This window comes from Paenibacillus marinisediminis, assembly GCF_054343325.1.
Map to the genome: position 1 here is coordinate 206,384 of NZ_JBTGUH010000003.1, position 12,387 is coordinate 218,770.

Below are 12,387 nucleotides of genomic sequence, written 5' to 3' on the forward strand. Positions count from 1 at the left end.
AGGGCTGGAAATTATGAGGAACATCGCATTAGGACTATTATTGGTAATCCTGCTATCCATCTTCATCGAACCGTTGGTTGAATTCCTAAACGTGTACCGGGAGAGAATTGTACTCGGCTCAGCCTTATCGAATGCGGCACGGGCTGCTAAGAATAGAAGCCTGGTGTATGAATCGCAGAGACAGCTTGATGCTAAGGTTGATGAAGATCGATTCGTGGACTTATTCTCGGAATCGTTTGAAGATGCGATGCAGCTAACACGGAAGAAGCGAGATGGACACATATTGTCGTTCACATCGATTGATGGTAAGTATAACGACTTCACCGTCACACTAGATTTCGAGGAGACGACCGATTACTCTTCAGAGCGAACGATTTCGAAGGTGACCATAAGGGCGGAGTCCGAGTATAAGTTCAAGACGAAGTATCTGAAGATCGCGGACGCTGCGGGTAAAGATGTCGGCTATAAGCTGATCGAAGAACGCAAGCTATTGCTTTCCGTGAAGAACTGAGTGAAGGGAGGCGTTCGATTGGATGGGATGTTGGTAACATTTCATGCAGGTGAACGGGTTCAGGCGGAACTGAAGGTTCCGGAATATGTGAAAATATGCGACTTGCTGGCCATGTTGTCCGAGACATTCAATCTGCCTATACAATCGGATAGCAGGCTTCAAGCCGAACCGCTTGGAAGAATTCTAGACGGCAATCTGACGTTGAAGGAAGAGGGGGTGCTGCATGGTGCCCTGCTGACGCTCATATAATGAGGTGTGTGCTGCATGAATAGTAACGCGGCTAATGGCGGCTTAGTGTTAAAGGCTTTAAACAAGCTGTATCTGACCGATATACACCATTTTTCTGGAACGGCGGTTCTAGACCTGGATTCAGGCGAGTGCAGTCGTGTCGACGGGATATGGTGGTTTATGAACTTGGATTATCCCTATATCTATTACAGCGATCAGCACCGGGGGAATGCACTGTATCGCTATCATGTGAGTTCACAGGCGGTAGAGAGGCTTCGTGATGAGCCTTGTTATGGATTGACGCGGCACAAAGAGTGGCTGTACTACATTCACGATGATGATCGCAAGCTGTATCGGTGCCAGTTAAACGGCGCACGCCTATCAAGATTGACGGATGAATCGGTTACAAGCTTCGTGATACACGAAGACTGTATCTATTATTCGACCATAATGGGAATTCGGATGGGTGATCTGGAAGGTTTCCGTTCCGAGCTTATATCTGATCAAGTCGCTCTGCACATGGTGATGCTGGGGGAGAAGGTTGCTTTCTCAGCTAAGAATAACAACGGTATGCTGACCTTGCTGGATCTAAACACGAGAAGCACTCGTTCATTTGATGAGCTGTCATCGCTTGGTCTGAATACGGATGGCAAGTATTTATATTGCTCGAATGAGTTGAATGGAAGAACTCTCTATCGAGTAGACTTCGAGCGCAACAACTGGATCCGAATATGCGGTGAGCTTGTGGACTACATACATATCGTTGAGGATCATATCTACTTCTGGGGCGGTAAGGAATGGAATCGAATATCATTACACGGCGGTCAACCTGTAATTGTATCTGCCTATGTGAGAGGTTAATTGAATGAATCCTAATGTTGAATTCAGCCGTCAGCCGAGATTTATGCCGGATATGCCTGGCGGTACAGTTGAGATCCCGAATCCTCCCCATGTCCAAGATAAGCCGGAAATCGGTTGGTTCTCTTTATTGGCTCCGCCTGCGGTCATGCTCATCATAACGTTCCTGCTCGCCTTAAGTTCACAATCGATGTTCATGATGATCTCGATAGCGGCGACCATTATGACACTTCTCGTCTCTCTGTCTGGAGCAACCTCGCAGATCAAGAAATACAAGAAGAAAAAGAAAGAGCGTGAAGTGAAATATCTCCAGTTCATCGCTGATACACGCAGTGATCTGACGATCTCGAGAGAGCAGCAGGTTAAGGCAATGAATGAACTGAATCCAGAGCCTTCCGCCTGCATCGAGCGGATCAAGCATACCGACAATAAATTGTGGGAGAGAACCCCCTCGCATCATGACTTTCTTTCGCTTCGCCTCGGCGTAGGCAGTGTACCGTCCGCTGTTCAGATCAAGTATACGAAGCAGGCCATCATCATGGAGTCGGATCCACTGCTTATGGAGCCGCAGCGCTTAGCTTTAGAATTTGAACGTGTTCAGGAAGTGCCTGTTTCGGTTAACCTGATCACTTCCGGAATATGCGGGATTGCGGGCGATGATGATAAGACGGCTAGTCTCATTACGCTGATGCTGCTGCAGCTTGTTACCCATCATGGATACGATGATGTCAAAGTTGTAGTACTTGCTTCTCAAGAGGGAATCGACAAGTGGAGTTGGCTCAAGAGCTTGCCACATCTATGGGATGATGGCGGCAATATTAGATTTCTGATGTGCGGCAAGGACACGGGACATCAACTGCTTGGAGAGCTGAACACCGTATTCAAACAACGTGAAATGAACAAAGCGGGCGGGCATTATCTTCCTCATTACGTATTTGTGATTGAGGATACGTCCATGCTGGAAGGCGTTCCGATTCATAAGTATCTGTTCAATCGGTCGGTGGAGCTTGGGGTTTCGTCAGTGTTCATAGCTAAGAATAAAGCTTATCTTCCGATGAATTGTCAGTCGGTCATCACACTTCAAGGCAAGACCGGTGAGCTGGCAGATCGACTCACTGGTGAGAAGTCCATCTTCTCCCCGGATCAAGCGGATCGAAGACAAATGGAGCAAGCAGCACGTCTATTGGCGCCGCTGCGTATTAAGAACTCTAACGCCAATTACTCGCTGCCAAGCACAATTACGTTAATGGAGATGCTTCAAGCCGAATCGGCTGCTGAGGTCAATGTGTACGGGCGTTGGATGCTGAATAAGACCTTCAAAGGGATCAGCGTTCCAATAGGAGCCAAAGCCGGCGGTGCCTTGTTCAACCTGGACCTGCATGAGACAGGGCATGGACCCCATGGACTAGTCGCAGGCACGACAGGCTCAGGCAAGAGCGAGCTGTTGCAGAGCATTATCATCTCGCTCGCCATTAACTATCATCCGCATGATGTGGTCTTTGTCCTCATTGACTACAAGGGCGGCGGTATGGCCGACATATTCAAGGGAATGCCTCATCTCGTCGGCACCATTACGAATCTGGGCGGCAACCAGACGACGAGAGCGCTGTTATCGATCAAGAGTGAGCTGATGAGAAGGCAGCGCATCTTCTCTGAGTACGGCGTCAACAATATCGATCGCTATCAGAAGCAGTACTATAGCCAGAATCATGACAGTGGAATGCCTGCTATCCCGCATCTCGTCATGATCGCGGATGAATTCGCAGAATTGAAGCAGGACCAGCCGGACTTTATGAAGGAGCTAGTCAGTACAGCGCGGGTAGGCAGAAGCTTAGGCATTCATCTAATACTGGCTACACAGAAGCCCGCGGGCATCGTTGACGATCAGATCTGGAGTAACTCTAAGTTCAAGATATGCCTTAAGGTACAGGATGAGGCAGACAGTAAAGACGTCATTAAGCGGCCGGATGCTGCCATGATCAAAGAGCCGGGGCGCGCTTATATACAGGTTGGAAATGATGAAATATTCGAATTGTTCCAATCGGCTTATGCAGGGGCTGACTATGACCCTGAAGGCGAGCTGCAGAAGAGCGAGAATCAGGTAGCGAGAATATACCAGATCGCGCTGGATGGCAGATCTGAACAGATCTATCCGCTCGAAGAAGAGAAGATCGCGAAGAAGGAGCTGCCGACGCAGTTGAAAGCAATGGTCGATCATATCGTGATATCTGCTGAGCGAGCCGGAATTGAGCCGCTGGAAGGACCGTGGCTTCCTCCGCTGCCGGAAACATTGCAGCTCGACGAGCTCTATACGACGATCGCAGGCTTCGATTATGAGCAGATGGTATGGACACAGCATGCCGATCTATTAAGTGCCCCAATCGGTATATTGGATGACCCTAGAGGTCAGAGACAGGAACCGCTCACAATTGACCTAGCGAATGAAGGCAATCTATTCGTATATGGGTCTCCTGGCACCGGCAAGACGGTTCTCTTGAAGACGCTGTGCATGTCGCTTGCGCATCGATATTCTCCCAGCGATGTTCATATTTATATTATGGACTTCGGCGGTGCATCCTTTAAGCTGTTTGAACGGCTTCCGCATTGCGGCGGAGTGATCACGTTGGAGCAAGAGGACAGCCTGAATCAATTCGTATTGTACCTATTCAGGATCATCGAAGAACGCAAGAAGCTGCTCGAGGAGACGAAGCGAGACAGCTTCTATGACTACAAGAGCAAGGGAGGGCAGCTGCCGGCCATCGTTGTTGTCATTGACAATTACTTCGCATTGTCTGAAACATACGAATCGGTTGATGAGAAGATGGTACTGCTCGCTAGAGAAGGCACGAAGTACGGCATATTCATGGTTGTAACGGCGTCCAATGCCTCCTTAGTTCGATATAAGCTGGCGGTTAATTTCAAGATGGCTATCAGCCTGCAGATGACAGAGAAGAGTGAATATGACGGTATTGTCGGCAGAACAGAGGGGCTTGAGCCGGCGGGAATAGCGGGACGTGCTCTGGTGAGAAATAGACCTCCGCTTGAATTTCAAACCGCTCTACCGGCATTTCAAGCTTGGGATACAGAAGAATGGATCGATTACTTTGACCAATTGGTTGGCCGTCAGATTATTGCTCGAGCAGCTCCAATTCCGATCATGCCTGCTAGCCTAGATATCCAACTATTGAATGAGAACACAGATAAGCTGGCAATCGGTCTAGGCAACCATGATCTGCAGCCTGTTCTGCTTGATCTAGCCGCTACGCCAGTCATCATGGTAGCGGGAGATGCAGCCGCCGGGAAGAGCACATTGTTAGTTTCATGGGTTAAGGTGCTGGTCAATAAGCTGAAGCGGGTTCAAGTATACGCCTTAGATTCATCAGCCATGGGGATCTATCAGATGATGAATGAACCTCATGTCACCGACTTATCGAGCTTGGATGACATGGAAGAGCTTATCGAAAGTGTCACGGAAGAGCTTGATCGACGACGAGCTCAGCTCCTTCAATGCCGCATGTCCGGCGGCAACCTGGCTGAGCTGATGAATGAATGGTCTCAGATCCTATTTGTCATCGATCGATTAAGTGAATTAACCAGCGGTATGATGTACAACTTCAATGAACTGCTGGAGAGAATCGTGAAGCAGGAACGCGGGATGAAAGTAGCCATTATAGCAGCTGATAATACGGGAGACCTTGCCTCGAACTGGGATTCACTTGGCAAAGCGATCAGAGAAGAGCAGACCGGCGTGCTTCTTGGACGCATGAAGGATCAATCACTGTATTCAGTCAATCTGCCATACGGTGTTCAAGAACAAGTTAATGAGCATGGCGACGGCTACTTGATCGTCAAGCATAAATATACAGGTCTCAGATACGCGATGCAGCAACAATAAACATTAGCATAAATGACAGCATGCCGTTGAGCTTTCTGAAGGAGGTTGAAAGCATGTCTACTGGTCCTTCTGACATTAATAGAAGTGCCTCTCAAATCTATCAATTGACGCAGGATGTAAGGAAAGAATCAAAAGATATCAATAAAGAAATAGTAAGCGCAAGCAAGTATTGGTCAGGCTCAGCTTCCTCGGCCTTCCAACAGGAGGCTCGAGAAATAGATGCTAATCTAACGAAGCAGCTGAATCAGCTCGAGGATCTGGTTGAGGTCATGAGGCAGCTCGCGAATGATGTACGACGAGCAGATGAAGAGCGGGAAGAAAAGAAACGAAAAGAAGCGGCTGCTTTAGCTGCCGCAGCGGCACAGAAATCCAAGAGGCCATAAAAGTGAATGGATATGCAATGAAGGGAGGTGAAAAAATGGCTGGAAACAATTTAACGTTTAGTCCAGAACAAGCTACTAGTGTAGCGAAGTCTATCAAAACGAAAGCGTCAAACGCTGAGACACTTATCAACCAACTGCGTAAGGAGATTACCTCCGTTAGCAGCTGGTGGTCAGGTGAATCCCAAAAAGCGTTCGTCGATCAGTTCGAAAGTCTCATGCCTAGCTTCAAAGAGATGATCGGCTGTGTAGAGAAGATCAGCTCTAATCTTAGTGAGATTGCGAGAATCAAGCAGCAGGCTGAGCAAGATATGGCAGCAAAACTGCGCGGAAGATAATTCATACTTATTAGACAAGGCGGTCAGCAACAAAAGGCTGCCTTGTCAACCTTAATAGTGCTGCAGCAGTAGCAGATGCGGGGGGAATAAAGTGAAGCTGACGGATAGACAGTATTTATGGCTGAATTCACTTGTGGAACTCAATATGACTGACGAACATCTTAATTTTACGATTAAGGACATTTTGCAAGCTTTCAAGGATTCGGATGATATCCCATTGAATGATGATGTACGCAGTCTGCATCAAGAGCTGTTTATTCATGATATAGGCAATCTAGAGCTGATCGCTATAATGAAAGCAGGCGAAGCGGAAGCCTATTCCTTTAAAGATGACGATAACGATATCATTCATATCTTTTCATATAAATGTGCGAATGTACTCGAAGCCTTTCCGGTCATAATGAACGGAGATGGCAGTGTTTTTGATGCAGTAAAACGCTATATGAACGATCATCATGGTGAAGGCAGCTGTCTCGTTAGCGGGCATTCATGGGGAGGGGCTATGGCTGTATATGCAGCAGCCGCGACGGCGGGTGTCCGCGCAGGGGTTGTCTTTGATGCGCCGGGCATTGCGGACAGTCTTACCACTGAACAGAAAGTGTCCGTACCTGTTGTCAATTACGCAGCCTATAACAGTCTTGTGTCTGCTTTTGGTTCGCATGTAGAGGATATGCGATATGCAGTACAGCAATTGACGGATGATAGCGATATATTCGATATGGACAAAAGTGTGTATCCCATGTTCAGCTTTGATCAGGAAGGCGGTGTTCAAGTAGGAGAGGCAGGTGAAATATACCAGATTCTTTCGAAGCTATATCATGTAGCTGATGAAGAATCTCCTGTAGCAGAGGCTGTGATGAAAGCATTCAACAGCGCTCTCGAGCTTGAAGAAACAGCGAATGATCCATATGGCTTAATGCTGCTTCTGCTGCATAACCGCTTGGATCCCCTTAAAGTAAAGACTGCTGTCCGTGATACCGTAAGCCAATGTGATCGAATGCTGCATCATCAGTATCAACTATGGAAACGTGAGTTGAATAAGCGCTTTGAAGATTCTGCATTGGAAGACGAGGAGACAGTCATCAACACCTATGTGGATCAGGTTATGTTTGAAGCAGCAGATATTGTTGAGCGAACCTTTGAATATGTGGACGCCCTGATGGGTGCTCTTGTTATCGCCAATGCGGATCAGCCGCTCTATACTACAATGCTTGAAGATGAGATGATGGCTTTGTCGGCTGCATTAGGGGATAGCATAGAACAATTTGCTGAGCAGATAAGTGAGCATGTCGATCATATTATCCAAATGCAAAGAAACAGTCTCTTCCGATTGCCGGAATTTCGCCTGGACTTCTAAGTAAGGAGGAAGATTTCAAGCAGAACAGGAGTGGGATCGTTTGAAACATAATACGAAGAAGGCGGTGTTGATCCTTATGGTGTTATTTTCAATATTCAGCATGATAGGCTGTGGATCAAAGGATGAGAAAGCAGCGAAAAGGATCGTAGAAGCGTTGCAGGAGAAGTATGGCAAGGAGTTTGTGGTCGATTCGATCGGCGGCGGATGGGGGACGATGAATAACAATACGTTAAAAGCCATCGTGAAGCCCAAAGATGACCCTTCGATCAAAGTGGCTGTAGAAATCACAAAGGACTTGAAAGATGTCTACGATAAATATTTGAATAAAGCAGTCGCTAAAGCTGCAGTACAACCAATTACCGAAATGGCGAACAGCATCTGGGGAGAGAGTAAGGTTTATGTAGAGAACGATACAGTTATGACCTATCCAGAACATTCAGATACAAGCATGTCCTATGAACAGTTTCTGAAGTTATATCCGATGAATCGGCAGTTAGTAGAGGTGTATTTAAATTGTGAACGCTACATCGACAGTAACGGCGGCATGGATGAACAAGCTGAGATTGATAAATATAAAGCATTCGCACAGAAGCTAGCGGACCAAAAATACATGAGAAGCAGCATCTACATCTGGTATATTACGCCTGATGCGTACGATCGATTTGACGAAGCCAAAAATTCAGAAATGACTGTACTTACTTTTTACAATGATGAAGAAGAAAAACAGGGAAAACTGAATTTGGTTACCGCGAACGGTATTAAAATTGATGAACAGGGTCGAATAGTCACAGCAGATGAAGAGTTGCACAAGAGCTTTGATATTTGGAAAGAAGAAAGGGTAAAGAGCACGAAGCTAAAGGGGGATCTCCATGATTGAACCTCTAACTGAAGTAGAGCTTCGTCAGATCGCGCAGATTGTTTATTTGGATGTGGCCGGTCAGGATTCCGATGGCAATAATACGGAACTACATAATGACTATTTAAGGAAAAAGAAAGAGATCACTCTAGGTGAAGTGATCGATTACTATCTCGGTAAAGAGAATTATAAGGGTAATCTTGAAGGCGTGAAGAAGCTTGAGACGAGGTTTCCTGATAAAGTGAACGACAAGTACGAATATGATCTGTATAAAAACTTGCTTAGGGAATTGGATAAACCCAAATATCGGGGAATGAAGATTACGAATGTAGTTTCACATAATAAAAAGGAAGAATCTGGCTTCGTAGCCATGACGATCGAGGTTGAAAAAGGTGTTAACGTGGTTGCTTTCCGAGGCAGTGAGCCGCCGAATGACCCGCTCTATCGAAATGATTGGAAAAATAATGCGACTACGGCCTATCTCAATGAGTCAATACAGCAAGCGGAAGCAAAACAATACATCCTAGATATGATTAATCATAAAAAGTTTCCATCCTATCTGACAGGTCATTCCTTAGGCGGCAATCTGGCACTCTACTCCTCTTTCATTCTACCGGATGAGCAGCGTAAGAAGCTTATATCAGCAACGACCTTTAATGCACCTGGATTTAACGGAAAAGTTCTAGCTGAACATTCGAAGCAGATTGAGGAGATGAATAAGCAAGGAAAGCTAAGAGAGTTCCGAAATGTGGAAGATATCGTGCCTGCATTATTCCTGAATCCTTCGAAGGGGATCTACATCGATACTGAATCGAAGGGAATTGGTATCGAACATCATTCGATGTTCTCCCTTACTCCAGAGGGGGACGGAACCAGCTTTAAGCGTTCAGATGTGCAAGCGAGCGGCATCTTACCTTCTGTGGTGCACAATTTAACGGTTGGCTTAGAAATCGTTCCTGATGCGATCAAGCAATTAATAATAACTGAGGCACTCAATATTTGGGATGGAAATATTGATTTCCGACATTTCTTTTTCGCCGCGCTTGGAATCGCAGCGGTTGTGGCGATAGGGCCAATGGCTGCACTTGAAATCGCAGTCACTGCGCTGCTCGGATTGATCGCTATTGGCTTTATTATCGATAAAGTCATTCCGTGGATTAAGGAAGGCATTAAGAATCTGATGGAAAGCATCCATTCATTCTGGGATAAGAGTGTAGATTTTATAACAGATATGGTTAGAGACGCAATCATAGCAATGAATTTGTTTGCCGACAAGGTGGGGCAGATTGTAGAGAACGTCAGAAAGGCTGCAAAGAAATTTTGTGATGATATGAAAAAAGGGTTCGAGAAATTCGTGAACAATATGATTCAGCATATCAAAGAGACAACGAAGCGCTGGATTGATATAAAGAACAAAGTGGCTCAAAAATTAAGCGATATCGTCGGGAATGTAAAAGAGAAGGTCAAAGAAATGAGAGATAATTTTATAAATAATGTTAATTCATTCAAAGACAGTATGATTGACAAAATAAAGGCTAAGGCGATGAAGACGATAGCTGGTTTTATGGTTGGTGTTTCAAGTGCGGCAAGAGGATTGAAGATTCTGGCAAATCTAGATAGAATCGAAGACCTGCAGAAGACTATTCAGAGGAAAGAAGAAAAAATAAGAGACCTGGTCAATCGCATTCAGACCCAAGCATCGAGAGTTGCCTCAGACGTAGGTAGAAATTACAGCGAATACTATGTGCAATCACAATTGAGAAGGCTAGAGCGGGCAAACGATCGGATTCGAACAGACCATAAACGTGTAACGGAAAATCTACAGCAGAAGACATCAGCTCTGCGAGCATCGGTAGCGAAGTACCGTGAAGTGGAAGCGAAGATAGCTAGAACAGCTCAACCTGCGATACGTCCAATATAAGAGTTAATAGCATTTTACTAGGAATAGTGTTGGTATACGATTCGTGAATAAGTTGACGTTATATGTTGAATGATGGAGGTTCATTGCAATGAAAAAATTAAAATTCACGTTTACGCTATTATTGCTGATCTCCATGCTAGTCCCCACTCTTACGAATGCGGCGCTGCCTTTACGGGTGGTGGTGGATGGAGAACGGGTGTTGTTTCCCGATGCACAGCCATTCGTTGATGCAAACAACAGAACGCAGGTACCTATACGATTTGTAAGTGAGGCGCTGGGGGCTGAAGTTGGCTGGGACAACAAGTCAAGAACAGCGACGGTGAAGTACGGGAAAAAGACTATAACGCTCGTGGTAGGCAAGAAAGAGTATGAATTGGATGGCAAGAAGCAGAGTATGGATACCGTGGCATTGCTGAAGGATGAGCGTACCTTCGTTCCGATTCGATTCGTTAGTGAGGGGCTAGGGGCAACTGTGAAATATGATACGAAGATCAATACCGTCTATATCAGTACTCCAGGGTACACAGGAGGTACAGGGGATAAAGATGTCGTTATTGAGGATATGTACGGTTTCAAGGTCGTTAAAGATACTGGATCAGGGTTGTATGTTGAAAGAGGCGATTATGATAAATATAAGGAAAAGGATAGAGCATTAATGACTTTTACACTGCAAATGGGTCGACAATTTACCGATGGCAGAACAGATAATTATGAGATGCAGCAGCAAGAGGTAGAGGATATTCTTCGCCAGAAGATCGCAACGGATGTCGTTGACGACGTAATGGCGTATGTTCGTCAGAAGAAAGAGCTTGCAGATGAGCTGGAGCAAAAATGGTTCAATGATGACACTTATCGAGTTAGAATTCACTCTCGATCAGCTGGAGGTGTCGGAGTTGGCGTATGGTATAGAGAAGGTTAGAGCGGGCAAACGATCGGATTCGAACAGACCATAAACGTGCAACGGAAAATCTACAGCAGAAGACATCAGCTCTACAAGCATCGGTGGCGAAGTACCGTGAAGTGGAAGCGAAGATAGCTAGAGCAGCTCAACCCTCGATACGTCCAATATAAGAGTTAATAGCATTTTGTTTGGAATAGTGTTGGTGTGTGGTTCGTAAATAATTTGACGTTAAATGTTGAATGATGGAGGTTCATATTCATGAAAAAATTAAAAATCACGTTTACGCTATTATTGCTGATCTCTCTGTTAGTCCCCACTCTTACGAATGCGGCGCTGCCTTTACGGGTGGTGGTGGATGGAGAACGGGTGTTGTTTCCCGATGCACAGCCATTCGTTGATGCAAACAACAGAACGCAGGTACCTATACGATTTGTAAGTGAGGCGCTGGGGGCTGAAGTTGGCTGGGACAACAAGTCAAGAACAGCGACGGTGAAGTACGGGAAAAAGACTATAACGCTCGTGGTAGGCAAGAAAGAGTATGAATTGGATGGCAAGAAGCAGAGTATGGATACCGTGGCATTGCTGAAGGATGAGCGTACCTTCGTTCCGATTCGATTCGTTAGTGAGGGGCTAGGGGCAACTGTGAAATATGATACGAAGATCAATACCGTCTATATCAGTACTCCAGAGTACACAGGCGGTACAGGGGATAAAGACATGGTTATTGAGGATATGTACGGTTTCAAGGTAGCTCTGTTTACGGGATCGACGTTAAATATTGAGCGCGGCGACTATGATGAATATGGTACGAAGAATAGAGCTTTGCTGAATTTCGTATTGGCAATGGACCGTGTAGACGGTGATTATGAGATGCAGATCCAAGAGGTTGAAGATATACTTCGCCAAAAGATTGATTCGGATACAGTAGATGATGTCATGGAGTATATTCGGAAGAAGAAGACTCGTGAAATTGAGCTGGAACAAAAATGGTTCAGTGATGGCACTTATCGAGTTAAAGTAGGCTCTCCAGCATATGGCGATACAGGTGTCGGCGTATGGTATCAATAGGTGTGAATCATGAAAACTAGCCGATATCTTATAGCTTCTGTTATATTACTGATGTTCTTCACGATACTCCCTAA

The 12,387-nt window shown here is 45.7% G+C and carries 11 protein-coding genes; all 11 read left to right on the forward strand.

The features are described from left to right. Nucleotides 1–13: 13 nt before the first annotated feature. The 11 genes from ACXX53_RS10290 (at nt 14) to ACXX53_RS10340 (ending at nt 12,313) form a co-directional block, all read left to right on the forward strand. On the forward strand, nt 14–511 hold the full coding sequence (locus ACXX53_RS10290) for a hypothetical protein (protein WP_458568556.1): 498 nt from the start codon (nt 14–16) through the stop codon (nt 509–511). 27 nt (nt 512–538) lie between these two features. Then, the gene (locus ACXX53_RS10295) at nt 539–760 is read left to right on the forward strand and encodes an EsaB/YukD family protein (protein WP_458568737.1); all 222 of its coding nucleotides are present in this window, start codon (nt 539–541) and stop codon (nt 758–760) included. Between the two features lie 15 nt (nt 761–775). Continuing rightward, on the forward strand, nt 776–1,600 hold the full coding sequence (locus ACXX53_RS10300; RefSeq protein ID WP_458568557.1) for a DUF5050 domain-containing protein: 825 nt from the start codon (nt 776–778) through the stop codon (nt 1,598–1,600). A 4-nt stretch (nt 1,601–1,604) separates the two neighbouring features. Further along, the gene (gene essC, locus ACXX53_RS10305) at nt 1,605–5,492 is read left to right on the forward strand and encodes a type VII secretion protein EssC (protein WP_458568558.1); all 3,888 of its coding nucleotides are present in this window, start codon (nt 1,605–1,607) and stop codon (nt 5,490–5,492) included. A gap of 53 nt (nt 5,493–5,545) precedes the next feature. Further along, complete coding sequence (locus ACXX53_RS10310) at nt 5,546–5,875, forward strand: WXG100 family type VII secretion target (protein WP_458568559.1); 330 nt, start codon at nt 5,546–5,548, stop codon at nt 5,873–5,875. Between the two features lie 35 nt (nt 5,876–5,910). Next, on the forward strand, nt 5,911–6,210 hold the full coding sequence (locus ACXX53_RS10315; protein WP_458568560.1) for a WXG100 family type VII secretion target: 300 nt from the start codon (nt 5,911–5,913) through the stop codon (nt 6,208–6,210). A gap of 91 nt (nt 6,211–6,301) precedes the next feature. Beyond that, complete coding sequence (locus ACXX53_RS10320) at nt 6,302–7,567, forward strand: hypothetical protein (protein WP_458568561.1); 1,266 nt, start codon at nt 6,302–6,304, stop codon at nt 7,565–7,567. A gap of 40 nt (nt 7,568–7,607) precedes the next feature. Beyond that, entirely contained in the window at nt 7,608–8,444 is an 837-nt protein-coding gene (locus tag ACXX53_RS10325; protein WP_458568562.1) for a hypothetical protein, read from the forward strand. Continuing rightward, nucleotides 8,437–10,344: an Mbeg1-like protein gene (locus tag ACXX53_RS10330; RefSeq protein ID WP_458568563.1), complete on the forward strand. Its 1,908-nt coding sequence runs from the start codon at nt 8,437–8,439 to the stop codon at nt 10,342–10,344. The genes ACXX53_RS10325 and ACXX53_RS10330 overlap by 8 nt, the downstream gene beginning before the upstream one ends. 88 nt (nt 10,345–10,432) lie before the next feature. Next, complete coding sequence (locus ACXX53_RS10335; RefSeq protein ID WP_458568564.1) at nt 10,433–11,263, forward strand: copper amine oxidase N-terminal domain-containing protein; 831 nt, start codon at nt 10,433–10,435, stop codon at nt 11,261–11,263. A gap of 240 nt (nt 11,264–11,503) precedes the next feature. Beyond that, a complete protein-coding gene (locus ACXX53_RS10340) occupies nt 11,504–12,313 on the forward strand; it encodes a stalk domain-containing protein (RefSeq protein ID WP_458568565.1) in 810 nt (269 codons plus the stop codon). The last annotated feature ends 74 nt before the right edge of the window (nt 12,314–12,387 follow it).

Bases quoted from the DNA above. Each gene is read 5' to 3' on its own strand.
- ACXX53_RS10290 (WP_458568556.1), top strand. From the start codon at position 14: ATGAGGAACATCGCATTAGGACTATTATTGGTAATCCTGCTATCCATC.
- ACXX53_RS10295 (WP_458568737.1), top strand. From the start codon at position 539: ATGTTGGTAACATTTCATGCAGGTGAACGGGTTCAGGCGGAACTGAAG.
- ACXX53_RS10300 (WP_458568557.1), top strand. From the start codon at position 776: ATGAATAGTAACGCGGCTAATGGCGGCTTAGTGTTAAAGGCTTTAAAC.
- essC (WP_458568558.1), top strand. From the start codon at position 1,605: ATGAATCCTAATGTTGAATTCAGCCGTCAGCCGAGATTTATGCCGGAT.
- ACXX53_RS10310 (WP_458568559.1), top strand. From the start codon at position 5,546: ATGTCTACTGGTCCTTCTGACATTAATAGAAGTGCCTCTCAAATCTAT.
- ACXX53_RS10315 (WP_458568560.1), top strand. From the start codon at position 5,911: ATGGCTGGAAACAATTTAACGTTTAGTCCAGAACAAGCTACTAGTGTA.
- ACXX53_RS10330 (WP_458568563.1), top strand. From the start codon at position 8,437: ATGATTGAACCTCTAACTGAAGTAGAGCTTCGTCAGATCGCGCAGATT.
- ACXX53_RS10335 (WP_458568564.1), top strand. From the start codon at position 10,433: ATGAAAAAATTAAAATTCACGTTTACGCTATTATTGCTGATCTCCATG.
- ACXX53_RS10340 (WP_458568565.1), top strand. From the start codon at position 11,504: ATGAAAAAATTAAAAATCACGTTTACGCTATTATTGCTGATCTCTCTG.